General features: G+C 30.5%; 24 protein-coding genes. 22 read left to right on the top strand and 2 right to left on the bottom strand.

What is annotated here, in order from left to right; translation table 11 throughout:
- From ABID14_RS09500 to rpsI, 17 genes are all read left to right on the top strand, one after another.
- On the top strand, positions 1-1,739 hold a 1,739-nt coding region (locus ABID14_RS09500), incomplete at its 5' end, for an S-layer homology domain-containing protein (RefSeq protein ID WP_354369444.1).
- 148 nt (positions 1,740-1,887) lie between these two features.
- Positions 1,888-2,322, top strand: coding sequence for a universal stress protein (locus ABID14_RS09505; RefSeq protein WP_354369446.1), 435 nt, complete (start codon positions 1,888-1,890; stop codon positions 2,320-2,322).
- 495 nt (positions 2,323-2,817) lie between these two features.
- Positions 2,818-3,960 (top strand): acyl-CoA dehydrogenase, encoded by a 1,143-nt coding sequence (locus ABID14_RS09510; protein WP_354369448.1) that lies wholly within the window; start codon positions 2,818-2,820, stop codon positions 3,958-3,960.
- 18 nt (positions 3,961-3,978) lie between these two features.
- A complete protein-coding gene (locus ABID14_RS09515) occupies positions 3,979-4,779 on the top strand; it encodes an electron transfer flavoprotein subunit beta/FixA family protein (protein ID WP_354369450.1) in 801 nt (266 codons plus the stop codon).
- Between the two features lie 13 nt (positions 4,780-4,792).
- The gene (locus ABID14_RS09520) at positions 4,793-5,800 is read left to right on the top strand and encodes an electron transfer flavoprotein subunit alpha/FixB family protein (protein WP_354369452.1); all 1,008 of its coding nucleotides are present in this window, start codon (positions 4,793-4,795) and stop codon (positions 5,798-5,800) included.
- A gap of 804 nt (positions 5,801-6,604) precedes the next feature.
- Positions 6,605-8,080, top strand: a complete 1,476-nt coding sequence (locus tag ABID14_RS09525; protein ID WP_354369454.1) for an amino acid adenylation domain-containing protein — start codon at positions 6,605-6,607, stop codon at positions 8,078-8,080.
- Positions 8,067-8,777 (top strand): GNAT family N-acetyltransferase, encoded by a 711-nt coding sequence (locus ABID14_RS09530; protein WP_354369456.1) that lies wholly within the window; start codon positions 8,067-8,069, stop codon positions 8,775-8,777. Before ABID14_RS09525 ends, ABID14_RS09530 begins: the two co-directional genes overlap by 14 nt.
- A 53-nt stretch (positions 8,778-8,830) precedes the next feature.
- Positions 8,831-9,049, top strand: a complete 219-nt coding sequence (locus ABID14_RS09535) for a phosphopantetheine-binding protein (RefSeq protein ID WP_354369458.1) — start codon at positions 8,831-8,833, stop codon at positions 9,047-9,049.
- Positions 9,050-9,138: 89 nt separating this feature from the next.
- Complete coding sequence (locus tag ABID14_RS09540; RefSeq protein ID WP_354369460.1) at positions 9,139-10,479, top strand: MBOAT family O-acyltransferase; 1,341 nt, start codon at positions 9,139-9,141, stop codon at positions 10,477-10,479.
- A 7-nt stretch (positions 10,480-10,486) separates the two neighbouring features.
- Positions 10,487-12,238, top strand: coding sequence for a polysaccharide deacetylase family protein (locus tag ABID14_RS09545; protein ID WP_354369462.1), 1,752 nt, complete (start codon positions 10,487-10,489; stop codon positions 12,236-12,238).
- Positions 12,239-12,284: 46 nt separating this feature from the next.
- Positions 12,285-13,355, top strand: a complete 1,071-nt coding sequence (locus ABID14_RS09550; RefSeq protein ID WP_354369464.1) for an FAD:protein FMN transferase — start codon at positions 12,285-12,287, stop codon at positions 13,353-13,355.
- A gap of 8 nt (positions 13,356-13,363) precedes the next feature.
- On the top strand, positions 13,364-13,885 hold the full coding sequence (locus ABID14_RS09555; RefSeq protein ID WP_354369466.1) for a hypothetical protein: 522 nt from the start codon (positions 13,364-13,366) through the stop codon (positions 13,883-13,885).
- Positions 13,885-14,379, top strand: coding sequence for a phosphatidylglycerophosphatase A (locus ABID14_RS09560; RefSeq protein ID WP_354369468.1), 495 nt, complete (start codon positions 13,885-13,887; stop codon positions 14,377-14,379). Before ABID14_RS09555 ends, ABID14_RS09560 begins: the two co-directional genes overlap by 1 nt.
- 428 nt (positions 14,380-14,807) lie before the next feature.
- A complete protein-coding gene (locus tag ABID14_RS09565; RefSeq protein ID WP_354369470.1) occupies positions 14,808-15,089 on the top strand; it encodes a (2Fe-2S) ferredoxin domain-containing protein in 282 nt (93 codons plus the stop codon).
- Positions 15,090-15,103: 14 nt separating this feature from the next.
- Positions 15,104-16,609 carry a 4Fe-4S dicluster domain-containing protein gene (locus tag ABID14_RS09570; protein WP_354369472.1) on the top strand — a complete coding sequence of 502 codons (1,506 nt, stop codon included), beginning with the start codon at positions 15,104-15,106 and terminating at the stop codon, positions 16,607-16,609.
- Positions 16,610-16,720: 111 nt separating this feature from the next.
- Positions 16,721-17,149: a 50S ribosomal protein L13 gene (gene rplM / locus ABID14_RS09575; RefSeq protein WP_354369474.1), complete on the top strand. Its 429-nt coding sequence runs from the start codon at positions 16,721-16,723 to the stop codon at positions 17,147-17,149.
- A 13-nt stretch (positions 17,150-17,162) separates the two neighbouring features.
- Entirely contained in the window at positions 17,163-17,555 is a 393-nt protein-coding gene (gene rpsI, locus ABID14_RS09580; protein WP_354369476.1) for a 30S ribosomal protein S9, read from the top strand.
- 53 nt (positions 17,556-17,608) lie between these two features.
- On the opposite strand, the gene ABID14_RS09585 is transcribed toward rpsI, so the two are convergent.
- Positions 17,609-18,883 carry a sensor histidine kinase gene (locus ABID14_RS09585; protein ID WP_354369478.1) on the bottom strand — a complete coding sequence of 425 codons (1,275 nt, stop codon included), beginning with the start codon at positions 18,881-18,883 and terminating at the stop codon, positions 17,609-17,611.
- Positions 18,884-18,917: 34 nt separating this feature from the next.
- Positions 18,918-19,601, bottom strand: coding sequence for a response regulator transcription factor (locus ABID14_RS09590; RefSeq protein ID WP_354369480.1), 684 nt, complete (start codon positions 19,599-19,601; stop codon positions 18,918-18,920).
- 131 nt (positions 19,602-19,732) lie between these two features.
- Between ABID14_RS09590 and ABID14_RS09595 the strand changes: the two genes are divergently transcribed.
- From ABID14_RS09595 to ABID14_RS09615, 5 genes are all read left to right on the top strand, one after another.
- Complete coding sequence (locus ABID14_RS09595) at positions 19,733-20,638, top strand: ABC transporter ATP-binding protein (protein WP_354369482.1); 906 nt, start codon at positions 19,733-19,735, stop codon at positions 20,636-20,638.
- Positions 20,639-20,646: 8 nt separating this feature from the next.
- The gene (locus ABID14_RS09600) at positions 20,647-21,396 is read left to right on the top strand and encodes an ABC transporter permease (RefSeq protein WP_354369484.1); all 750 of its coding nucleotides are present in this window, start codon (positions 20,647-20,649) and stop codon (positions 21,394-21,396) included.
- Between the two features lies 1 nt (position 21,397).
- Complete coding sequence (locus ABID14_RS09605; protein ID WP_354369486.1) at positions 21,398-22,132, top strand: ABC transporter permease; 735 nt, start codon at positions 21,398-21,400, stop codon at positions 22,130-22,132.
- Positions 22,133-22,281: 149 nt separating this feature from the next.
- Positions 22,282-25,707 carry a pyruvate carboxylase gene (locus ABID14_RS09610; protein ID WP_354369488.1) on the top strand — a complete coding sequence of 1,142 codons (3,426 nt, stop codon included), beginning with the start codon at positions 22,282-22,284 and terminating at the stop codon, positions 25,705-25,707.
- Between the two features lie 48 nt (positions 25,708-25,755).
- Positions 25,756-26,049 carry a PspC domain-containing protein gene (locus ABID14_RS09615; RefSeq protein WP_435529969.1) on the top strand — a complete coding sequence of 98 codons (294 nt, stop codon included), beginning with the start codon at positions 25,756-25,758 and terminating at the stop codon, positions 26,047-26,049.
- The last annotated feature ends 127 nt before the right edge of the window (positions 26,050-26,176 follow it).

Below are 26,176 nucleotides of genomic sequence, written 5' to 3' on the forward strand. Positions count from 1 at the left end.
TTACAGCACCTGATGGAAAAGAATTTAAAGCATGGTCTGTAGATGGTACAGAAAAGCAACCAAACGAAAAAATAAAAGTTAGTGAAGCTAAAACAATCACAGCAGTTTGGGAAACAAAACCAGTAGATAAAGTTCAAATAACTTTTGAAGCAGGTGAAGGAACAGGCACAATGAAACCAGTTGAGGTGGAAAAAGACACAGAATACACTTTACCAGAAAATAAATTTACAGCACCTGATGGAAAAGAATTTAAAGCATGGTCTGTAGATGGTACAGAAAAGCAACCAAACGAAAAAATAAAAGTTAGTGAAGCTAAAACATTAAAAGCTATTTGGAGAGACAAGAAAACAACACCGATTGTTGGAAATAAACTATCTATCAGTAAAAGATATGACAGCAATGGATATTTCTACGGAACAGTAAAAGATGAAAATGGAAATAGAGTTCCATATGCAACAGTTTCCCTATACAATTATGATTCTAGTTCCTATATAAGAAATGTAACAACTGATAGTAATGGTGACTTCAAAATATATGTAGGTTATTATTATGATGACTACAGATATTATGACGGACGTTATTATGACGGACATAAGGTTTATTATGATAGTTTCAATGATAGATACTATTACTACGACAACAATGGTGATAAAACATGGCTTTCAAAAAATTGGTACTACTATGATGGATATTATTATGACAGAGATTACAGATACGGAAGATATTATTATGGATATTTAAGAGCTACTAAAGATGGTTATAGCTACGGAGATTATACACTTAACGACTATTACTGGGACGGTTACTGGTATGACGGAAGATATTATGACAGAAATTATTCTGTAACTCCAACTATCACAGAAGCAAATGCTGGCTCAAAAATAGTTAAGGGTACAGCAGGCGACTATGCAACTGTCGAAGTATATGATGATGACGGAATTAAATTAGGTAAGACTACTGCAAACAGAAATGGTGATTTCACAGTTTATTTAGATAGAGATCTTAAATATGGTGAAAGAATAAAAGTAGAAGCCAAAGACGGAAGCAGATACACAAGTTCAAGATATTATACTGTAGCTTATAAAGATAATATCGATACAACAGACACTATTGCAAGACCAGCTTATATTGCAGGATATCCTGATGGTTCATTTAAACCAGAAAAAACTGTATCAAGAGCTGAAGCTGTTAGAATGTTTGTTAAATTAGTAAATAATGGCAGCGAACTTGCAAGCAATCCAAACACTGCATTTAGCGATGCAAATAACGGATGGTACTCAGATGAAATTAACTTTGCAGTAGATAAAGGATTTATCAAAGGATATTCAGATGGAACATTTAAGCCAAATAACGAAATAACAAGAGCAGAATTTGCTCAAATGATTTCTAGTTTTGTTCAAAAAGGATATCCAGGTAGTACAGGATTTAAGGATATTAAAGGACACTGGGCATCTGATGCAATAAGTGCACTTTATGGCAACAAAAACATCAAGGGTTATCCTGATGGAACATTTAAGCCAAACCAAAAACTAACTAGAGCAGAAGCGGTTACAATTCTTAACTCTGTATTTGGTAGAAACACAAAAGTTAATTCACTTTACAATATCAATTCTCAAGGCCTAAGAACATTTAACGATGTAGGAACAGGTCACTGGGCATATTATGAAATCCTAGATGCATCTAATGCACACATAACTAATAAAATTGATGCAAAAGACGGAATTGAAATTTGGAAATAAACTGAATTAGTTTAATACTACAAGAGACCTTGATTTTCAAGGTCTTTTGTTTTTAATAAATGAATATAGGGTATAAAGTTTATAATAAATAATGTATTAAAATAATTATATAACAATTATTAAATACAAATCGGAAAGGAGAATTTATATGAAAATTTTAGTTCCAATTGATGGCTCTAAGAGTTCAAAGAAAAGTATTGACGTAGCAAGAGAAATGGGTACAAAACTAGGAGCAGATTTAATAATCCTTACAGTTACACCTGAAACTTCTGTTTTTGAACAATATCCCGCAAACTTTGCTTATACATTAGAAGTAGAAAAAGCAAATGTGGAAAGAGCTGAGACTATATTAAAAGATGCAGAAACTGATTTGTCAGATTATCCTTTTGGAGTGGAGACATTCTATACAACAGGAAATCCAAGTGAACAAATTTGTAGATTTTCTGAAGACAAAGACGTAGATTTAATTGTTATGGGTAACCGTGGACTTGGAGCTTTTTCTAGAACTCTCCTTGGATCAGTTTCAAATAAAGTGCTTAACCAATCACGCAAATCTGTACTAGTAGTAAAAGCAGATATTTAATTATACAATCTTTTATTTTTCATACTTAATTAGAGGCGGAAACGCCTCTTTTTAAATGTAGAAGTAAAATGAAGTCTATTAAATTAACTATTTTTTAAAATATATCTTAATTTTCATCCGAAAATAATTATAATTTTAATCAAGTAATCTAAATTTAAAGTTGTTTAATAAAAATCCAGTATAATTCTGTAAATATTTTCACGAAATCCCGAGTAAATATTCATTATTATTTATGTAAATTCGTTAATCATTTTCCTAAAAATCATAAGTTTCTTTATCTTTTAATCTTAAAAACAATACTTTTGATAACTTTATGTAGGTTTTTACTTATTATTTATACATTTTATTGACTGAAAGAATTTAGCTAATTACTGCTTTTATGAAAGCGTTAAAACAAAAGTATTTCTTGAAAATCATTGATTTAGTGTTATAATAGAAACAATGGTATGTTAATTAAATAACATTCTTTATAATATTTGTTAGGGGGATTTTAGAATGGATTTTAGAATGGACAAGGAACATCTACTTTTAAAACAAATGTATGAACAATTTGCTCAAACTGAAGTAGAACCTATCGCTGCTGATGTTGATGCGACAGAAGAAGTTCCTATGGAAAATGTTAAAAAACTAGCTAAATATGGCTTTTTCGGAATACCATTTCCAAAAGAATATGGTGGACAAGGTGCTGATTATTTAGCATATGCAATGGCAGTAGAAGAACTTTCTAAAAAATGTGCTACTACTGGTGTTATTGTTTCTGCACATACTTCACTTTGCTGTGCACCAATTTACGAAAATGGTACTGAAGAACAAAAACAAAAGTACCTTCCAGATCTTCTTTCAGGAAAGAAAATCGGAGCTTTCGGACTTACTGAACCAGGTGCTGGTACTGATGCAAGTGGACAAAGAACTACAGCTGTTTTAGATGGCGATGAATATATACTTAATGGTTCAAAGATATTTATAACAAATGCAGGTTTTGCTGATGTGTTTATAGTTATTGCTATGACTGACAGATCAAAAGGAAATCACGGAATTTCAGCATTTATCGTTGAAAGAGGAACTCCTGGATTTACTGTTGGTGAACCTGAAGACAAAATGGGAATTAGAGGATCTTCAACTTGTGAACTTATTTTTGAAGATTGTAGAATTCCTAAAGAAAATCTTCTTGGTAAAGAAGGCAAGGGCTTCAAAGTTGCAATGAAGACTCTTGATGGTGGTAGAATTGGTATTGCGTCTCAAGCTCTTGGTATTGCTGAAGGAGCTATTGATGAAACTGTACAATATACTTCTGAAAGAAAACAATTTGGCAGAAGACTTTCTCAATTCCAAAATACTCAATTCGAACTTGCTAACATGAAAACTGATGCTGAAGCAGCTAAACTTTTAGTTTATAGAGCAGCTGATGCTAAACAAAATGGTGAAGTTTATAGCCACTACGCTGCAATGGCAAAATTATTTGCAGCTGAAGCAGCAAGTGATATTACAAGAAGATGTCTACAATTATTCGGTGGATATGGATATACTAGAGACTATCCAATCGAAAGAATGATGAGAGATGCTAAGATTACTGAAATTTACGAAGGTACTTCTGAAGTTATGAGAATGGTAATCTCTAGCTGGATGGGCGTTAAATAATTGGAGGGAGTATTATAAATGAATATTGTTGTATGTATTAAACAAGTACCCGACACTAATGAAGTTAGACTTGATCCTGTTACTAATACTTTAATTAGAGAAGGTGTACCTAGTATTATAAACCCTGACGATAAAGCAGGACTAGAAGTTGCTCTTAGACTTAAAGATGAAAACCCAGATGATGTTAAGGTTACAGTTCTTTCAATGGGACCACCACAAGCTGACGCTGCTCTTAGAGAAGCACTAGCTATGGGTGCTGACGATGCTTACCTAGTAAGTGATAGAGCTTTTGGAGGAGCTGACACTTGGGCTACTTCATGTACTATTACTGGAGCTCTTGAACACCTTGACTATGATTTAATTGTTTGTGGTAGACAAGCTATTGACGGTGATACTGCTCAAGTTGGACCGCAAATTGCTGAACATATTGGTATTCCACAAGTTTCTTATGTTGAAGAACTTAAACTTGATGATGATAAAAAAGGAATCACTGTTCAAAGACAATACGAAGACAGATATCACACTATTAATGTTAAGTTCCCATGTCTAATTACTGCAATCACTGAACTTGCAGAACCTAGATATATGTCTGTAGGCAAAATTTTTGACGCTTACAAAAAAGATGTAACTGTTTGGGGTCTTGAAGATATCAAAGATAAACTTGATTTATCTAATATTGGTCTTAAAGGATCTCCTACAAGAGTTAAAAAATCATTCCCTAAACAAGGTAAAGGTAAGGGAGTTCTTCTTACAGACTTAACAGCGGATGAAGCAGCACAAGAAATTGTAGCTAAACTTCAAGAAAAGTATATTATCTGATGGGGGTTATGAAATGAGTAGAGATGTATTTGTATTTGTAGAACAAAGAGATAATAAACTTGAAAAAGTAGGTATAGAACTTTTAGGTAAAGCTAGAGAACTTGCTGATGATTTAGGTCAAGATGTTGTTGCTCTAGTTGTTGGTGAAAGTGTTAAAGAACATGCTGATACACTTATCAAACACGGTGCTGACAAAGTTATCGTTGTTGAAGATCCAATGCTAAAAGAATATGTTACTGAACCATATGCTAAGGCAGTTACAGCTATTATTAAAAAATATGAACCTGAAATTGTAATTTATGGTGCTTCTTCAATTGGTCGTGACCTTGCTCCAAGACTTGCTGCAAGAATTCACACTGGACTTACAGCTGACTGTACTAAACTAGAAATTGATGAACAATCTAAACTACTTCTTATGACAAGACCAGCTTTTGGTGGTAACTTAATGGCTACTATCGTTTGTGAAGATTTTAGACCACAAATGGCTACAGTAAGACCTGGAGTTATGCAAGCACTTGATTCTGATGATTCAAGAAAAGGTGAAGTTATTGAAGAAAAAGTTGATTTCACTGATGCTGATATGAATGTTAAAATAGTTAATATTGACAAACACGATTCTAAGAAGAAAGATATCACTGAAGCAGCTATACTTGTTTCAGGTGGACGTGGAATTGGTGGACCAGAAGGATTCTCACCACTTCAAGAACTTGCTGAAACTCTTCAAGCTGAAATTTCATCTTCAAGAGCAGCAGTTGATGCTGGTTGGATAACTAAAGATCACCAAGTTGGACAAACTGGTAAAACAGTTAGACCAGAGCTTTATTTCGCAATGGGTATTTCAGGAGCAATCCAACACTTAGCTGGTATGGAAGAATCTGATTTGATTATTGCAGTTAACAAAGATTCAGAAGCTCCAATTTTTGAAGTAGCTGACTTAGGTATTGTTGGAGATATCAACGCAATTGTTCCAAAACTAACTGAAGCAATTAAAAGAGAACAAAAAATTAAATCTGAAATTTAATTTTATTAATTAAGAGAGGTTTTGACCTCTCTTTTTTTGTGAGTAAATTTACAATTATAATTCTTTCGCTCAGTATGATTTGGGAAGTGGAAGGTATTTTTGATATAGTAAATTTCAAAAAAAAACTTTTAAATATCGTAGTGTAGAACCAGAAAAACTTCTGTACTCTGTCATTCCGAGCGAGCAAAGCGAAAGTCCCGTGTACTCTAAGAGTGAGAAATCTGCCTGTAGAGGGGTAGTTCTGTAAATATTAATAGGAGTCCTTTTACTATTTTTTTTCATTACACTTTTTTTACCTAAACAAAATCTCTCCATTAAATGTAGATCTCTCCATGCGTTCGCTCTGCACACTTAGTCGAGATGATATTGGAAAGAGCAACGGCAACCCCACAACTGTCATTCCGAGCAGAAGTAAATTCTTGAAAAGAATTTACTGTAGTCGAGGAATCTGCCTGTTGAGGAGTCGCTCTGTAAGAACAAATAGAAGACTTTTTCTAATTATTTGACTACACTTTCTATTTAATCTACAAATTCACTTGACTACAGACAGATCTCTCCATGCGTTCGCTCTGCACACTTAGTCGAGATGACATTGGAAAGAGCAACGGCAACCCTCCAACTGTCATTCCAAGCGGAAGTAAATTCTTGAAAAGAATTTACTGTAGTCGAGGAATCTACCTGTGGAGGGGTAGTTCTGTATGAATAATTAAAAGTTTTTTAAACAATTATTTTCTAACTACCATCTTTTTATTTTTGAAATGTAATTATTAAGCAATATATGATAAAATTTAGTTGAGGTGCTTTATGCTATTAACTGACAAACTAGATTACTTGGCGGCTACTGCTCCGCAAAATATTGCTTTGGTTGACTCTGATAAAGAGATTACTTTTAAAGAGTTAAGAGATAAGTCTCTTTTTATTGCTCAAGTAATACATGATAAATATAAAAAAACAAACTCTCCAATTGTTGTTGAAGTAAATAGAAAGGTAGAAACTGTAATTTGTTTTTTTGCTGTATTATATTCTGGCAATTTCTACGTTCCTATAAATAATGCTGAACCCAAAAATAGAATCTTAGATATAATAAATAAGGTAGAAGCTAAAATTGGAATTTTCCATGAAAAAAATATTTTTACAGATATTGAAAGTATTGATTATAATTTTATAGATGTATCTGAATTAAATAATATATTTAATCCGCATCATTTTATTATAGATGTGGACCCTTGCTATGTTTTATTTACCAGTGGTTCTACTGGTAAGCCCAAAGGTGTCGTTATATCTCATAAAATGGTGCTAGATTTAATTGAATGGATTGTTCCTACTATCGCTATAAATGATAATTTAAGGATAGCAAATCAAACTCCTTTTTTCTTTGATGCTTCTGTCAAAGAAATTGCACTAATGCTTGGTAGTGGTGCTACTATTTATATCATGGACACTAAACTTTTTATGTTTCCTATAAAGGCAGTTGAATTTCTAAATAACAATAAAATCAATTGTATATTATGGTCTGTTTCTGCGATTAATATCATGGCAAATTCTAAAGTATTTGATGAAGTGTATCCTAGATATCTAAAAATTGTAACTTTCGCTGGTGAGGCCCTTTCTGCTTCTAAATTAAATTATTGGCAAAAATTTGTAAATGCGAGATATTTTAATTTATATGGACCTACTGAAGCCACTGTTGATGCCTGCTATTATGAAGTGAATCGCAAATTTGATAATTCTGAGATTATCCCAATAGGCAAGGCTTGTGATAATATGGATTTATTAATTCTTGATGGTGATAAATTATCAAATGAAGGGGAACTTGTGATTAGGGGTACTGCGGTAAGTTATGGTTATTATAATGATTTAGCAAAGACCGAAAAAGCTTTTGTTCAAAATCCTCTTAATAAATCCTATCCTGAAAAAGTCTATAGAACTGGAGATTTGGTTAGGTTAAATAAGTATGGTGAAATAGAATTTTTGGCACGAAAAGACAATCAGATTAAAATGCATGGATATAGAATTGAACTTGGAGAGATTGAACTGGCTATTGCTAGTTTGGATATTGATGATGTGGTATGTATCTACGATGATTTAAAAGAAATTATCGTGGCAATTTATTCTGGAAAAGAGCATTCTAAGGCGGAATTTAGAAAACATTTGAAAAACTTATTGCCAACTTATATGATACCATCAAAGTTTATTCATCTTTATAATCTACCCAAAACTCAAAATACTAAGTTAGATCGAGTAAAGCTCAAGGAGCAATATATTAATGGAGAAATTTAAAAGTCAAGACGATTTATTTTCAAAGTTAGAGATTTATAATAGTTCATACAATAATGATTATTTAAATAGAAATATGTATTTGGAAAACTTTGATGATTTATATTATATCGATAATGGTGACCTATATATATTAATCAAAAATGAAAATTTTTTTGATACTTTTTTTTATATTAAAGAACAAAATAAGTTGAAAACAAGAGCAAAACTTGTAACAGAAATTGTGGGAAAAGATATTGATATTAATCCTATAGAAAATGTAGGGTTCAAAAAATATCTTACGAGAGTTAGATTTAGACTAAAAAATCCCCGTCCTTATTTTTCAAAAATTGTAGAGCCAATAAAAGACTTTTCTTTTGTAAAAGATGGTATTCGCTCTTTTGACAATATTTCTGGCAATATTCATTCTGATAAGAGAATAATAGAAGATATAAATAATAATAGAGTAATAGGAATTATTGGTAAAGGATTTCTGCAATATTCTGTGGGCAAATTTGAGCAAACTATTGAGCATTTATATGTAAAACCAGAATATCGTGCAGAGGGAGCGGCACGTGAGATACTTTTACATTATATTGCTAATTATAATTTCAAAAAGAGAAGTACTGTGTGGGCAAATGAAGGGTATTTTGTAGAGGATTTATACCTTAGTTGTGGATTTGTGAAAGATTCAATTAAATCTGTTGTGCTCACATTATAGTTGAATTTGCATTTAATTAATTATATAATTATTCTATTAGCGAGGAGGAAATTATGAAGGAAAAAATTAAAGAAATCATCGAAACTGTCACAGGGGAAATTGTAGAAGATGATACTGATTTAATCGAAGAAGGCATTCTCGATTCTTTTGATATGGTAAGTCTTGTACTTGAACTTCAAGAAGCCTTTGATGTAAAAATTGAAGTTGCAGAACTTTTGCCTGAGAATTTTCAAGATGTCAATTCTATAGAAAGTTTTTTAAGTGAACTTTAATGGCCTTTACTGAAATAGAATTTTTAATTTTTGTTGCCATTTGTGCCTTGGTTTACCGAATTACAAGGTTCAAATGGCAATTTCTTTTAATGGCATCATTTTTTTACTACGGGCTTTATGATGTCAGAGCTTTTATTTATTTATTGATAACAATTTTAACAACTTTCATAGGCGGAAAGTTAATATATAAGAGCAAATCTAAATTTTTGACTTTTTTGGTACTACTTATAAATTTTGGCATGCTTTCTTTTGTAAAATTTACAGATTTTACAATTTTTAGCTTGGCAATTCCATTGGGTATTTCATTTTATATATTTCAGTCTACATCTTATGTAATAGACTTATATAGAAAGAAATATAAACCACAGGAAAATATATTTAAATATGCACTATTTGTGTCGTTTTTTCCACAGATAGTTCAAGGTCCGATTTCGAGATATGATGAACTTGCTCCAATGCTATATTCTGATGAGTGCACGAGCGAAGATTTTAGCCATGGTTTAATGCTCATGTTATATGGATATTTCAAAAAGTTAGTTATAGCTGATAGAGCTGCAGTTCTAGTTGGCAATGTCTTTTCAAATCCTGACGATTTTAGTGGTTTGTTTGTATTTGTGGCGATAATATTTTATTCTATACAGATATATTGTGATTTTTCTGGAGGAATAGATATTGCAAGAGGTGTAGCATATTTATTCGGAATCCGTCTTGCAGAAAACTTCAGAAGACCATTTCTTGCGACTTCAATTGGAGATTTTTGGAGAAGATGGCATATAACTTTGGGTTCTTGGATGAGAGAGTATGTGTTTTATCCTCTTTCTTTTACTAAGTTTTTTGCATATTTAAATAAAAAATCAAGAAAATTGATTGGAAGACGTGCAGGTAAATTTTTAACACTCACTATTTCGACCTATGTGGTATATTTGATTATTGGAATTTGGCATGGTGCTGGGCTTAACTTCTTGGTATTTGGTTTTTATAATGGTACACTAATTTCTTTGGCACTTATATTTGAGAGGACTTTTGACAAGTGGAAAAATACACTTGGAATAAAAAAAGGTAATAAGTTTTACCATGCTTTTCAGATTTTGAGGACAGCATTACTTGTATTCTTAGGAAGGTACTTTACAAGATCTGCAAGTCTTGGTCAAGCACTTGCACTTTTAAAAAAGACTTTTACAGATTTTACACTTACTCATTCAGATTTTGGTTTGAGTGTCAAGGATTTATTGGTAATATTTTTTGCGACTTTAGTTGTGATTTATATTTCTGCACTGCAAGAAAAAGAGATAAATATTACACAAAAAGTGCTAAACAAATCGATAGTTTTTCAAGCCTTATTAATTTTAAGTGTTGTACTAGTCATTCTTTATTTTGGTGTATTCGACAAAGGGTATACAGCAGTTGAATTTATATATAGAAATTATTAGGTGAATTATGAAAGCGAAAAAATTTAACAAGTTATTTATAATAATAGTTACTTTAATCTTCTTTTTTATAATAGTTTTTAACATAGGTACAGACCCTTTTAATGTATTTGGGGACAGATTTTTCAAGTGGTATTCTTATGATTTTACTCAAAATCCTAGAACATCCAAGATAACTTATTTAAAAAATAAAGATTACAAAGACTTTGTAATAGGAGCATCGGGGGCGAGCTCTATCCCACTTGATAAGCTTAAAGATTATACAGGAAGAGATTATTTCAACGTATTTTATTATGGGGCCGATTTATATGACACTGTAAAAACTGTAGAATATTTAGTCGATAATTATGAGGTACGCTCTTTTATCATGCCTTTATCTATACCGTCGGCTTCTAAATATCATGAAAATAGAAGAGATTTAAATTATCTACTACATCCTGATGTAAGTGGAGAAAAGAAAATATCATTTTATTCTAAGTACCTGTTAGCAACTCCACAATATGGCATAGATAAAATTAGAAGTTGGAGTGAAAATTCTTATCTTCAACAGAATTTTGATGTATTTCATGAGAACGGCTCTTACGACAAGACTACTAGGGATACAGAGTATATTGGAAGTATAAGTGAATATAAAGAAAATCTAGGATTTGATATACCACAGGAGAAAATAGAATTAAATCACATTGATGATGCAATAAATTCAGTAAAGAAAATCAAAAAAATTTGTGACGATAATAACATAGAAATCACTTTTTTGTTGACGCCAATGTATGAGGAACAAAATCAAAGATATGACAAAAAAGAAGTTCAGCAATATTATCGAAAATTATCAGAAACAATAGATTTTTGGGATTTTACAGGAACGCATTTTGAGCATGATCCGAGGTTCTTTTATGATCCATCTCATTTTAGAAATGCCCTAGGAGAATTAATGCTCGATAAAATTTATGCAAATAAAGGTGATTTTGGAATATTTATAGATAAAAAATCAGAGCCAATGGATAGTGAAAATAAAATTTACGAGAAGAGTTTTTATATTTTTGCGTTTCATCATATTGATAAAGAAGCAGTTAATGATTATATAGTAACCCCTCAAAGGTTCGAACATTTCATGGAGTTTCTTGATGAAGAAAATATAAGGACTGTTCATTTTAAGGATATAATTAATTTTGTAGATGGAAAAGCAGATTTGCCTGATAAAATTGCTCTGATAACTTTTGATGACGGATATACATCTAATTTAGAATATGCATATCCTCTCCTTAAAAAATACAATCAAGTTGCTACAATATTTCCTATTGGCAAAGTCATGGGTATGGATAAATATCCTGTAAATAACAAGGATATGTTTCCGCATTTTTCGGTGAAAGAGGCTAGTGAATATGCAGATGTGTTTGAATATGGTTCTCACACATATTTTATGCAGCAGTCATTTGAACTTCCTGATACTCTATTTAGACAATCTGCCACTAAACTAGATACAGAATCGGAAAGTGAATATATAAAATACTTTAGAGAAGATTGCAAAAATCAAAGAGAAGTTTTTTCAAAATTTGTCGAATATAAACCATATGTGCTAGCATATCCAAATGGCGATTATGACGATTTAACTGAGGTGTTATTAAGCGAAGAAGGATTTAGAGTAACAGTGACATCAGATGAAGGCAAAAATACTATTACAAAAAATCTTCCTGAATCACTCAGGAGGTTAAGACGTGTAAATATTTCAGAAGATAGGGATTTAGAAAATTTTAAATATTAATTTTTCAATTCTTTAAAACAATGATATTATATAAAGAGGCGGTTAAATGAAAAGAACCAAAATATTTATTTTTATTGCAATGACATTAATATTAGTCGGTTGCTCAAGTTCAAAAATAAATAAATTAGAAAGATATGACAGAGAATTTTATGAAACATTTGACACAGTAATCAATATCTCTATATACTCAGACGATAAAAAATTTGCAAAAGACAATCTACAATTTGCAGAAGATAGATTTAAAGAACTAACTAAGATATTTGATAACTATAAAACTTATACAGGGGTAAATAATGTCAAAACAATTAATGATAATGCTGGCATAAAACCAATTGAAGTAGATGAAACACTTTTTAATCTTATAGAATTTTCTATAGATAATTATCACAATTATTCAACAAATAATAATATTGCCATGGGACCAGTTATTAAAAAGTGGAACTCATATAGAGAATTGTATGAAAATGGTAGTACAGAAGATGAAGTCATTAACGAATTAAATAGTTCATTGCCATTGCAAGAAGAATTAGAGAGCTTGAGAGATTATATCAATATTGATAAAATAAAATTAGATAAAAATAATAAAACAGTATTTATAGATGAAGGTATGTCTATTGATCTTGGAGCCACAGCTAAAGGGTATGCAACTGAGATTGTTGCAAAAGAGCTTGAAGAACGAGGCGTTAATTCTGCTATAATATCAGCAGGTGGCAATGTCAGAATAATTGGCTTGCCAGGTGATGGCAGAGAATATTTTAAAATAGGTATTCAAAATCCTGATTTAAATAGTGACAAAGCTGCTATTCTTGTTATGAAATTAAAAGGTGATGTATCAGCAGTTACAAGTGGCGATTATCAAAGATATTTTGAAGTTGACGGCAAGAGATATTCTCATATAATTAATCCAGATACGCTTGCACCGACAAGTAAAATAAAATCTTTAACAGTGATAAATAAAGATTCAGGGCTTGCAGACTTTTTATCTACAGCTGCTTTTAATTCTACAGATGATGAAATTAAAAAAATGGCTAAAGAAACAAACTCTGAAATCATCTGGATTGATGAAAATTTTAAAATACACATGACCGAAGGTGCCGCTAAATATATTGAAAAATAGGTGATTTGATGAGAAATAACACTAGGGGACTAATATTTCATATATTTATAATTATTTTAGTATTTGCAATGTCTTCTGTGATTAATTTGAGTGAAAGTGTTCGAAATTTAGTCTATGGAAATCTTGCTTTCAAAATTATATTTGTATTATTGATAGTTTTGCTTTATTACAATTTTGGAAAAGGCTTATCCAAGAAAAATGCCAAAGCACTAGATTTTTTGGCAGGGAACTTAATTTTTTTAATTGGAATGATACTCTTTGCCTTTGGATTTATAGGAATGGGGATGGATTTTTTTAATTCACCAGTGGGCTCAACTTTCTGGAAATTCCCAGTAGAATTCTTTCTCATGCCCCAAGTTTATGTAATTAAAGTTTTAGGTATAGATTATAATGTGATAAGTTTTGTTATTTCGGCTATTTTACCAGGAATTATTTATGGGCTCAGTATAAAAACTTCACGTAAAAAAATAATGAAACGACAAAGAAATATTAGAAATAGAAAGAATATTACAAATAATAGGAGGTCCTGATGTATAAATATAATACAGAAGAATTATATGAGTTTACAGTCGGAAAATTGAAAGAATTTGGAGTTGAACTTGAAGATATAGCATTAATTGTGCAAGAATTACAAAAACCATATATCCCAAATTTGGAACTTGATAGATGCTTAGAAAATGTCAAAAAAGTTTTATATAAAAGAGAATCAATTCATGCAATATTAACTGGACTTACAATAGATGAATTGTGTGAAAAAAAGATGCTTCCAGAACCATTACAATCAATTATATATGATGATGAAGGTCTATATGGTATAGATGAAGTATTGACTCTTGGTATTATAAATATGTATGGCACAATTGGTCTTACAAATTTTGGTTATTTAGACAAAATTAAAATTGGTGTAATTGACGAGTTGGATAAGAAAAAAAGAACAGACAAAGTAACAACATTTGCCGATGACATAGTTGCAGCAATAGCCGCAGCAGCAGCGGCAAGAATTGCTCATTCAAATGAAGAATAATAAAACTTCCGTAGGGGAGTTTTTTATTTTGTATAGATTTTTGTCTTAATAACATTTAAGTTTTTTAAAATCAAAAAATTTTATTTAATAATTAATATTGACATTATTTTTATTGATAGACAATTTTTAGAAGTTTTCTATTATATTTATACTTATTATTTATCTATTTGTGAATTGATATTAATATTGACAAAAAGTCCTAATTAAACTTTTTAATCAATATCTGTATTTTAATAGCATTAATTATTGGAATAAATTGATAAAAAATTCACATGAATGCTTATTTATTCATTCTTTAGATATTATTATATATATCAAGGTGATAGAGTCATTTCAGAGATTTTTAAATTGTCTAACAAAATTTAAAAACATTGAACAAAACTTTGTTAAATGTTAAACTATCTATATAGAAATCTTTAGGAGGAAATATGAAAGTTACTATTTGCATGGGGGCTAGATGCACCTTGATGGGAGCTAATGCTATTTATGATGCAGTTGAATATTTACAAGAACAACTTTGTGGACCAGACTCAGAACTTTGTTCTGCTGAAAATCTTGAAGTTGATTTTGCTCACTGTATGAATTATTGTAAGAATCACGAAATTAACCAAGCTTCGCCAGTTGTCATTGTCGATGATGAAATAATGTTTAAGGCAACGGCACAAGAGGTTAGTGAAAAAATTATTAACAAATTAAGAATTGATAAATAAGAAGAGGAAAAAAGATGAAAGAAATTTATGGTACTCTTGTTGATATAAGAAGAAAAGTTTTTGCTGAAGTTGCACGCATAGCGTATAACGATTTAGATATATCTGCACTTGAAGATTCAAGCTATAGAATTGTACCAGGTGAGGTTGCTAAATACAGAGGAGATATATTTAGAGAAAGAGCAGTTGTTGATGAGAGACTTAGACTTGCAATGGGTCTAGATGTTAGAGAAATTGGAGTTTTCAAAAAAATAACAGATGGTTTTGATAAGGTCGATATAGACACAAATGCCTACGAAAAACCACTTATAAATGTTATTAAATTTGCTTGTGAAGCCTGTCCAGAAAAGTCATATTATACTACAGATAATTGCAGAAACTGTCTAGCACATCCATGTACCAATGTGTGCCCAGTAAATGCAATTTCAATGGGTAAAAATGGCTCAATAATCGATAGCGAAAAATGTATCAGATGCGGCAGATGTAAAGAGGCCTGTCCATATAGTGCAATAGTTGTATATGAAAGACCTTGTGCTGCGGCTTGTGGAGTTAATGCGATTAATTCAGATACATATGGCAGAGCTGATATCGACCAAGATAAATGTGTTGCTTGTGGTAGATGTATTGCAGAATGCCCTTTTGGAGCAATATCTGACAAAACTCAAATTTTCCAATTAATAAAAGCGATTAAATCAGGCAAAAGAGTATATGGTGCTATTGCACCTTCATATATTGGACAATTTGGGGTTACCACAAGTCCTGAACAAATTATAGAAGCAATTAAACAACTAGGATTTATTGATGTAATAGAAGTTGCACTTGGAGCAGACCTTACAACTTTGCATGAAGCGAAAGAATATTTAGAAAAAGTTCCAGAAGAAATTCCTTTCATGGGTACAAGTTGTTGTTTCTCGTGGACACTTATGATTAAAAATGAATTTCCTGAATTTTATGATCAAGTATCCGACTCCGGTTCACCAATGCGTTATACAGCAGAGCATATAAAAGCTAAAGATCCTGATGCAGTTGTAGTATTTATTGGCCCTTGTACTTCAAAAAAATTAGAAGCCCTTGATACTAAAGTGCAATCTGATGTTGATTTTGTAATAACATTTGAAGAACTCATGGGTATGTTTGTCGCAAAAAATATAGAGCCTTCTGAGATAAAAATCGAAAAAGAAGAGGAAGATGCTTCTGCACTTGGCCGTGGATACCCTATAGCTGGAGGAGTAGCTGAATCTGTAAAAGTAGTTGCACAAGAGCTTGAACCAGAAAGAGAAATCCATATTCAAGGAGCAAATACATTATCTGAATGTGCTAAGATGTTAAAAATAGCTAAAGCAGGAAAATTAAATGGCTATCTACTCGAAGGTATGGCTTGCCCTGGTGGTTGTATAGCTGGGGTTGGAACAATGACTTCTGTAAACAGAGTTAAACGTCAAATTGAAAAATATAAAAAAGGCTCATCGTTTAAAACTCCACTTGAAAATACAAAAATAGAAGAGGAAAGAAAATCTATTTAAATTTTGAAAAAAAGTGTTAAAAATATTGACAACTGGCTATCTATGGTCTAAAATATAGGTCATGTTTAAAAAGCCCCGGAATATTTTTAAACAAATTAGGAGGAAAATTCATTGAAAAGCTATATGGCTAAAGCAAATGAAATTGAAAGAAAATGGTATGTTATAGATGCAGAAGATAAAGTACTAGGTAGAGTTGCATCTGAAATTGCTGCTATTTTAAGAGGTAAACACAAACCAATATTCACACCACATGTTGATTGTGGAGACTTTGTTATTGTAATTAATGCTGATAAGATTAGACTTACTGGTAACAAAATTAACCAAAAGATTCATGCTTATCACACAGGATACCCAGGTGGTAGACGTGAAATTGTCTACTCCGAAATGATTCAAAAAAGACCAGAAAAAGTTATTGAACTTGCTGTTAAAGGTATGCTTCCAAAGAACAGACTTGGCAGAAAGATGATCAAAAAGCTTAAGGTTTATGCTGGTAGCGAGCATCCACATGAAGCTCAACAACCAGAAGTATATGAATTTTGATTGGAGGTAGGAAATGGCTAATATTCAATACAGAGGAACAGGAAGAAGAAAAACATCCGTTGCTCAAGTAAGACTTGTACCGGGCAATGGTAATTTTACAATAAATGGCAAAGATATTGAAAACTACTTTGCATTTGAAACTCTTAGAACAGTTGCAAAAGAACCACTTGAACTTGCTGACGCACTTGGATCTTTCGATGTAATCGTAAAAGTTCAAGGTGGCGGATTCACAGGACAAGCTGGTGCAATTAGACATGGTATTGCAAGAGCGCTTGTAGAAGTTGATCCTGAATACAGAGCGGTTCTTAAAAAAGCTGGATTTATGACAAGAGATCCGAGAATGAAGGAAAGAAAGAAATACGGTCTTAAAAAAGCAAGACGTTCACCTCAATTCTCAAAAAGATAATTTTTATATTCAAAAACCTTGGAGACACCAACCCCAAGGTTTTTTATATTTTTTTATTTAGATTTTTCCAATATAATTTCTGTTCTAAGACCAGGATTATTAAAGTAAAAATTAATAGTACCATTGTGCAATAATATTATTTTTTTAACTATAATTATTCCAAAACCATGAATCTTATTATTTGTGTTTATATTATTTAATTCTTTTATCTTTTCTTTAGTTATGGTGCCATTATCAAGAATTGTTATTTTTATTTTTTTAAAATTGAATTTTTCACATTTTATAATTATATTTGGCATTTCATTATGAACGATACTATTTAAAATAATATTTCTAAAAGCTCTGTCAAGTAGATTTTTATCTCCAATAATTTTTGCAGGTGTTGAATTTTCTATATTAATATCAAAATCTTTATCTAAATTATTTAACAAATCTGCACTTATTTCACGTAGTAATTTCATTACATCTATAACTTTTATATCATCTAACTTTTTTTTATTCTCGACTATATATGTTATGTTAAGACTTTCTAATATATTGTTCATTAAATTCACATTATCTGTGATTAATTTGATTTCGGTTTTATCTTGTACTTTATCTTCTAACTGTTTAGTGTATCCAGAAATTACGGTAAGTGGAGTTCTCAAATCATGACTAATGCCTCGTAACCAATTTCCCCTTTCTATTCTGTTTGTTTCTAATTGTTGTGATGTCTTATTTAATGATTTTTTGATGTATTTTAGTTCACCATCATTATTTAATTTAATTGGTTTGTTTTCAGATATATTTAATATTGCTTGAATTACTGGTGTAATTTCTTTTAATAATTTTTTCTTAGATAAATAATAAATTATAAAAATAGAAATTACGATTGTCACTAAAAGTATAAGACTTATATATATTAGGCTTAACGTAATATTCACTTGAAAATAATTGTTTGCTAATTTTCCGTAAGAATTTTTAGGAAATCCAAAAACTAATATTTTATCTTCGTGAATGTAGGTGAAAACAGGGAAGTCTTTTATATACCAACGTGTAAATTTTACAATTTCTTGTGGAGAATAATCTTTAACGACATTTTGTGGTGAATTGTATGATGTTAAATATTTACCATCTTTGTTAAGTACGAGCATCCAAATTCTGTTGCGTTTAAGTAGTAATTTATTATCATAACTTAAATTTTCAGGCTCATCGTCTGATATTTTTTGATATATATATCCTGGATTTATATTACTTTCTGATTGTTTTTTTGATATATAAAATAAAGTAGACACAAATACTGATATAATAACTATTGAATAAATTACCAATATTAAGATGTATTTCAACAGTATTTTTGTAAAAAATTTGAATTTATTCATATTAAACTCTCAATTTATAGCCAAGGCTCTTATAAGTTATAAGGTTTTTTGGTTTAGAAGGATTTATCTCAATTTTTTGTCTAATTTTACTAATATGTGCCATCAATGTGTTTTCATAACCAAAATAGTCATCGCCCCAAACCGCAGATAAAATTCCATCAATTGTAACTATGCGATTTTTATTTTGATATAGCAGATATAAAATGTTGTATTCTTTAGCAGTTAATAAAATTTCTTCGCTATCTTTTGATACTGATGCATTATCAAAATCAATTGTACTACCAATCAGTTTTACTGTTTTGCTTTCTGGATATGCTCTTGTGAGTATAGCTCTAGTTCTAAGAATTAATTCTTTTTCTTTAAATGGTTTTACTATATAATCATCCGCTCCTAAGTAAAACCCATCATATTGTTTTTCTATATCAGATATAGCTGATAGAAATAGAACTGGAATATTTGAGTATTCTCTTATCTTTTCTATTATTTCAAAACCACTTCCATCGGGCAAGATTATATCTAAAATAGCCATTTCTATGTTTAATTCAGACAAAATCTTTAGCGCTTCTCTCTGGTTTAAAGCTTTAACAATATTTGAGAAACCAAATTTTTTTAGAATACTTTCTATTAGATTTAATATATCTTCATCATCATCTACAAGTAATATTTTTCTATCTGTAATATTCATTGGGACACCTCTACTTTAGTATATCAAAAAGTATATAATTTATAATTGAAATTTTAAAAATTAAGGTTAATTTAAGGTACTTTTAAACTTCTCTTAAGAGTGATAATGTACCATAATTTATAGGTGATTTTATGCAAGATGTAATTAACTTAACAAATCTAGTGAAAGTTTATAAGAATCAAAAAGTTGTAGATATTAAAAATTTGGTTATCAAAAAGAACTCGATATATGGTCTTATTGGTCCAAATGGTGCTGGTAAAAGTACTACAATGAAAATGATATGTGGATTAACTAAAGCAACTTCTGGCTCAATTGTGGTTAATAAAATCACAATGAATGACAAGAATAGGATAAAAATTTTATCACAAATAGGTTCCTTGATTGAGACTCCTTCTTATTATGAGAACTTAACAGGATTTGAGAATTTAGAAATTGTCAGTAAATATAAACAGCTAAAAAACAGTGATATTCTAGAGGTATTGCAGATTGTGGGGCTGCTATCTAATAAAGATAAATTAGTTAAAAAATATTCTCTTGGTATGAAACAAAGGCTCGGTATTGCGATGGCACTTATTGGCTATCCAAAATTAATGATCTTAGATGAGCCTACAAATGGACTTGATCCTCAAGCTATGGAAGATATTAGGAATCTTATAAAATCTCTACCTAATAAATTTGATACTACTATTATGATTTCTTCACATGCTCTTGATGAAATTGAAAAAATGGCAGATCATATTGGTATTATAGGAAAAGGTAAAATCTTATACCAAGGAGAGATAAAGAGTTTTAAAGCAAAATTTAAGGGAGAAATACATTTCAAGACATCAGCTAATGAAAAAGCAACTGTTTTGTTGGAAAGATTCAATCCAAGATTAAATGATGAAACTATTTCATTTGGTTATATGAATGATGAAAAAATTGCTCAAATTGGTCGACTGCTTTATAAAAATAATATAGACTCATATAGAATTTATGAAGAAATAAATTCATTAGAAAAGATATTTTTAGATTTTACTAAGAATGAACAATTATAGGTGATTGTATGGATTTAATGAAAATTGAAAAGAGAAAGTATAAAAATTCGCGAGAGTTTCTTATATTTTTATTATTATGCATAATAACAATTGGTATAATTAGTATTAATTTATTCTCGAATAGTTTTAAAACAACAATGAACAACAGTCATCACTCTTGGTATAAATTATTTGATTCATATTTCTTTATTAAAACTATATTATCTCCCATATTTATAACTTCAGTAGTAGGTAAAGCAATTGAGATTGAAAATAATAATAACATGTGGAAGATAATAAAAAGTAGTGGAGTAAAATTTAATAAAATATATTATACAAAATTTATCTATTGCTTAATTAAAATTTTTGTTTATCAATTGTTAGAGTGGATATTAGTGATAAGTTATATTAAATTTTTTGGGCTAAGGACTTCTTTTCCTTTACAAAGGATGCTTTTTGGCTTTATAACTCAATTTTGTGTTTCATTCTTATTATCTAGTATTCACTATGTGATTTCACTAAAGTGGTCTAATCAATTAATATCTGTCTCTATTGCGATTATAGGAAGTTTACTGGGGATATTATCTTTACTCCTGCCAGATATTTTTTCACTGATAAACCCTTATAGTTGGTATGGGAGATTAATTGTGTTAGGTTATGATATGACTACTAAGAATACTTACATAATGGAATTTGAATATAAATTTTTATTTTTGTCTTTGATTATTGGTATATTGATTAATTTAATTGGACCTAGGTTAAAAGGAGAAGATATCTAATATGGATATAGAATTATTGAGATTAGAATTTATGAAATTAAAAAGATCTAAGATAGTATTTCCTATAATTATTTTACCATTAATTTCTGTATTTTACGGTAGTATAAATTATTGGATGAATACTGGATTGCTAAGAAGAGAGTGGATAAGCTTGTGGACCCAAGTTTACTTTTTCTATGGATTATTTTTTCTACCTGCAATTATAGGAATAATCTGCTCTTATTTATGGAGTGACGAACACAAGAATAAAATGAAAGTACTACTTAATACTACAATTCCTTTTACCAAAATTATTTTAGCTAAGATGATTGCAGGATTTATGTTGATTATTGTTATTCAAGTATATCTAGTTATATTATTTTCAATAGCCGGTTTTAAATTTCATTTTAAATCAACTTACCCTTATGAGCTTTTAAAGTACATTGTTCTTATCACAATATTTACTTTTAGTTTATTATCAATTCAAGCTTATTTATCGCTTAAAATAAAATATTTTGCTCCTCCAGTAGTTGTTTCAATAATAATTAGTATCGTTAGTATCATAGCAACAAATAATCAATTTATACCTCAAATAAAGTATTTTTTTGGGAATACTTTACTAACTATAGAAATGAATCATTATCCTCAAATCACATTAAATATTCGAAGCTTAATTATTCTATCTATAATAAACTTACTTATCAGTATTATATTTATAGAATTACAAAAAATAGCAATTAATAAAAAATTAAGATAAAATTATGTAATGGAAGTTTTTAGAGCTTCCATTTTTTTAGGTTTTATTTAATATATAAAATCTTTTTTTGCATATTCCTACACAGAATGACAATTATGGTATATAATTATTCTTAAATATTTTACTTTAAACCAATAGGGAGGAAAAGTATGAAGAAGTTTAAACGTATTTTAGTTGCAAACCGTGGAGAAATTGCAATCAGAATTTTTAGAGCTTGCAGAGAGCTTGGAATTAGGTCGGTTGCTATATATTCTGAGGAGGATAGCTTATCTCTTTTTAGAACAAAAGCTGATGAGTCTTATTTGATTGGTAAAGATAAATCGCCTTTAGATGCTTATCTTGATATTGATGAAATAATCAATCTTGCTAAAAATAAAGGTGTTGATGCCATACATCCTGGTTATGGTTTTTTATCTGAAAATCCAGAGTTTGCTCGCAAATGTGAAGAGGAAGGCATTACTTTTATAGGGCCTGATTCTAGAGTTATGGAAAAACTTGGGGATAAAATCACTTCTAAAATTGTTGCTAAAGAATCTGGTGTTGCAACGATTCCAGGTATAGAAAAACCTATTAGTTCGGGAGATGAAGCTAAAGAGTTTGCTAAAATTGCTGGCTATCCTGTGATGATTAAGGCGGCAGCTGGTGGTGGTGGCCGTGGTATGCGCATTGTCGAAAACGAAGAAGAATTAATTTCTAAATTTAAATCAGCTAAGAACGAAGCACGTAAAGCTTTTGGTGATGATTCTATGTTCATCGAAAAGTATCTCAACAAGCCAAAACACATTGAGGTTCAAATATTAGGTGACAAGCATGGAAACATTGTTCATCTTTATGAAAGGGACTGTTCCATTCAACGTAGGCATCAAAAAGTTATTGAATATACACCAGCTTTTTCTCTTCCACAAAGCTTGCGAGATGATATATGTAATGATGCTCTCAAAATTGCAAACTCTATTGGTTATTCAAATGCAGGTACGGTTGAATTTTTGGTTGATTCAGATTTAAATCATTTTTTTATTGAGGTAAATCCGAGAGTTCAAGTTGAACACACTGTTACTGAAATGTGTACTGATATAGATATAGTTCAATCTCAAATTTTAATAGCTATGGGTTATCCTTTAAATAGTGAAGAAATTGGAATTAGTAGTCAGTCTGACATTAAAATGAATGGTTTTTCAATTCAATGTCGTGTTACTACCGAAGACCCCTTAAATAATTTTATGCCTGATACTGGACATATTAATTTATATAGGTCATCTTCAGGCTTTGGAGTGCGTCTTGATGGGGGTAATGGATTTACTGGGGCAGTAATCTCACCTTATTATGATTCTCTGCTTGTAAAAGTTATAACTCATGGCAGAACTTGGTCAGATACTATTAGAAAAGCAAAAAGAAGTTTGAGTGAGCTTAAAATTGGCGGAGTTAAGACAAATATTGGTTTTTTATTAAATGTTTTAAATACTGCTGAATTTGGAGTAGGCTCATGTGATACAGGCTTTATTGAATCTCATCCCGAACTTTTTGAAATACAAAATTCTGAAGATAAAGAATTAAGATTAATGAGGATACTTTCAAATAGAATTGTAAACGATCCTAATACTTTACCTAAAAATTTTGATGTTCCGAAAGTACCTGATTTTGAAAAAGAAGATTTTGTAGGCATGAAACAAGTTTTTGACAATAAAGGTGCCGATGGATTAAAAGATTTTGTATTAAATCAAAAAAGACTTCTTTTGACAGATACTACAATGAGAGATGCTCATCAATCTTTAATGGCAACAAGAGTTAGATCTATAGATTTAATAAAGATTGCTGAGGCTTTAAATTATAATATGAGAGAGCTTTTTTCTGTAGAAATGTGGGGCGGAGCGACATTTGATGTTGCGTATAGATTCTTGCATGAAGATCCATGGGAAAGACTTAGAATTTTGCGTGAAAAAATGCCAAATATGTTGCTACAAATGTTAATCAGGGGCAATAATACTGTTGGATATAAAAATTATCCTGATAATGTAGTTAAAAAATTTATATACGAGTCTTCCAAAGGTGGTATAGATTTATTTAGAATTTTTGATTCACTAAATTGGCTTCCAGGCATGCAGCTTTCCATTGAGGAAGTTTTAAAAAATGACAAAATAGCAGAAGCTACTATGTGCTACACTGGTGATATTCTCAATGAATATAGAGATAAATATTCTTTAAAGTATTATGTGGATTTCGCTAAAGAATTGGAAAAAACTGGAGCACATATTATTGGAATTAAAGATATGTCGGGGTTATTAAAACCTTATGCTGCTAAAAAATTAATAAGAGCTTTAAAAAATGAAATATCATTGCCAATTCACCTGCATACGCATGATACGACAGGTAATGGTGTAGCAACAATTTTAAATGCTGCCGAGTCGGGGGTAGATATAGCTGATACTGCAGTAAACTCTATGAGTGGTCTTACATCTCAACCAGCTCTTAACTCAGTAGTAGCTGCTTTAGAAAACACAGAAAGAGAAACTGGAATTGACCTAGATAAGGCTGAGGATATTTCAAAATATTGGGCGGCAGTTAGACCTGTATATGAAAATTTTGAATCGGATTTAAAATCTGGATCAACTGAAATTTATAAATATGAAATACCAGGTGGACAATACTCTAATTTAAAACCACAAGTTGAATCATTTGGTCTTGGTCATAAATTTAAAGAAGTTAAAGAGATGTACAAATCAGTCAACGAAATGGTCGGTGATATTGTAAAAGTAACTCCATCATCTAAAATGGTTGGTGACTTTGCAATATTTATGGTTCAAAATGAACTCACTCCAGAAAATATAATGACTAAAGGTAAAAACTTAGACTATCCTGATTCTGTCATGACATATTTTAGGGGAATGATGGGCCAACCTTACGGAGGTTTTCCTGAAGATTTACAAAAAATGGTATTGAAAGGAGAAAAACCTATTGACACTAGACCTGGAGAATTGTTAGAAGATGAAGATTTCGAAAGCATTAGAGAACATTTAAAAAATAAAGGTATAGAAGCCAGTGAGAAAGATATAATTTCATCTGCTTTATATCCTAAAGTTTTTGACGATTATATTGATTATATTAAAGAAAATGGTGATGTAACTCGAATGGGTTCGGATGTATTTTTCCATGGGCTGATGGAAGGTGAAACTTCTGAGATTGAAATTGAAGAGGGAAAAACTTTAATAGTCACTTTAATAGAAATTGGTAAATTATTTGACGATGGAACAAGAAACTTGACTTTTGAAATTAATGGATCTAGAAGAACAATTAATATCAAAGATGAGACGGTTAAGAATGTGGTCTCTGATAAAGAGGAAAAACTATTTGCAGATTCCTCTAATGAAAAAGAAATAGGTTCTTCCATTCCTGGCAAAGTAATTAAAGTATTAATTTCTGAAGGCGATACAGTAAATAAAGGTGATACACTGTTTATTGCTGAAGCTATGAAGATGGAAGCCAATATTGTAGCAAATGCTTCTGGCAAAATTAAAACTATATATGTAAAAGAAAATGAAGATGTTGAAAGTGGTGAACTGTTAGCAACTTTTGAATAATGAATAAAATTATCGGGTAAATATAATTAAAATCGTGAGGTGATTGTGTTGAAAAAACTTTATAGATCTAGAAATGACAGGATGATTGCGGGTGTTTGTGGAGGATTAGCGAAATATTTTGGTATTGATTCTACTATTGTAAGGATTGCTGCATTTCTTTTGATTGTGCCTGGTGGTCTAAGTATTTGGGTTTATATTGCTATGGCTCTTATAATACCCCTTGAGCCTGAAGTGGGTTCGCCGCATATTGAGGAGTCTGATATTTACGAAGACAATAATGATTTTGAAAATATCTATCGTGAAACTAAAAAAAGAAAAGAAAGTGAAGAAGACTATTATTAATAACTATGTCTGATTTTGTGGATTAATTAGTTCTAATTCCTTTACATTAAAAAATCGAATTTGATAATTGCTATATATTTGCGATTAATACAAATTCGATTTTTTATATTTTTAAAAACTTTTTACT

This window comes from Peptoniphilus olsenii, assembly GCF_040545475.1.
Lineage (GTDB): Bacteria > Bacillota > Clostridia > Tissierellales > Peptoniphilaceae > Peptoniphilus_A > Peptoniphilus_A olsenii.

Bases quoted from the DNA above. Each gene is read 5' to 3' on its own strand.
- ABID14_RS09605 (WP_354369486.1), top strand. From the start codon at position 21,398: ATGGATATAGAATTATTGAGATTAGAATTTATGAAATTAAAAAGATCT.
- ABID14_RS09510 (WP_354369448.1), top strand. From the start codon at position 2,818: ATGGATTTTAGAATGGACAAGGAACATCTACTTTTAAAACAAATGTAT.
- ABID14_RS09540 (WP_354369460.1), top strand. From the start codon at position 9,139: ATGGCATCATTTTTTTACTACGGGCTTTATGATGTCAGAGCTTTTATT.
- ABID14_RS09570 (WP_354369472.1), top strand. From the start codon at position 15,104: ATGAAAGAAATTTATGGTACTCTTGTTGATATAAGAAGAAAAGTTTTT.
- ABID14_RS09565 (WP_354369470.1), top strand. From the start codon at position 14,808: ATGAAAGTTACTATTTGCATGGGGGCTAGATGCACCTTGATGGGAGCT.
- ABID14_RS09520 (WP_354369452.1), top strand. From the start codon at position 4,793: ATGAGTAGAGATGTATTTGTATTTGTAGAACAAAGAGATAATAAACTT.
- ABID14_RS09525 (WP_354369454.1), top strand. From the start codon at position 6,605: ATGCTATTAACTGACAAACTAGATTACTTGGCGGCTACTGCTCCGCAA.
- ABID14_RS09555 (WP_354369466.1), top strand. From the start codon at position 13,364: ATGAGAAATAACACTAGGGGACTAATATTTCATATATTTATAATTATT.
- ABID14_RS09600 (WP_354369484.1), top strand. From the start codon at position 20,647: ATGGATTTAATGAAAATTGAAAAGAGAAAGTATAAAAATTCGCGAGAG.
- ABID14_RS09535 (WP_354369458.1), top strand. From the start codon at position 8,831: ATGAAGGAAAAAATTAAAGAAATCATCGAAACTGTCACAGGGGAAATT.
- ABID14_RS09515 (WP_354369450.1), top strand. From the start codon at position 3,979: ATGAATATTGTTGTATGTATTAAACAAGTACCCGACACTAATGAAGTT.
- ABID14_RS09505 (WP_354369446.1), top strand. From the start codon at position 1,888: ATGAAAATTTTAGTTCCAATTGATGGCTCTAAGAGTTCAAAGAAAAGT.
- ABID14_RS09530 (WP_354369456.1), top strand. From the start codon at position 8,067: ATGGAGAAATTTAAAAGTCAAGACGATTTATTTTCAAAGTTAGAGATT.
- ABID14_RS09590 (WP_354369480.1), bottom strand. From the start codon at position 19,601: ATGAATATTACAGATAGAAAAATATTACTTGTAGATGATGATGAAGAT.
- ABID14_RS09550 (WP_354369464.1), top strand. From the start codon at position 12,285: ATGAAAAGAACCAAAATATTTATTTTTATTGCAATGACATTAATATTA.
- ABID14_RS09545 (WP_354369462.1), top strand. From the start codon at position 10,487: ATGAAAGCGAAAAAATTTAACAAGTTATTTATAATAATAGTTACTTTA.
- ABID14_RS09595 (WP_354369482.1), top strand. From the start codon at position 19,733: ATGCAAGATGTAATTAACTTAACAAATCTAGTGAAAGTTTATAAGAAT.
- rpsI (WP_354369476.1), top strand. From the start codon at position 17,163: ATGGCTAATATTCAATACAGAGGAACAGGAAGAAGAAAAACATCCGTT.
- ABID14_RS09610 (WP_354369488.1), top strand. From the start codon at position 22,282: ATGAAGAAGTTTAAACGTATTTTAGTTGCAAACCGTGGAGAAATTGCA.
- ABID14_RS09560 (WP_354369468.1), top strand. From the start codon at position 13,885: ATGTATAAATATAATACAGAAGAATTATATGAGTTTACAGTCGGAAAA.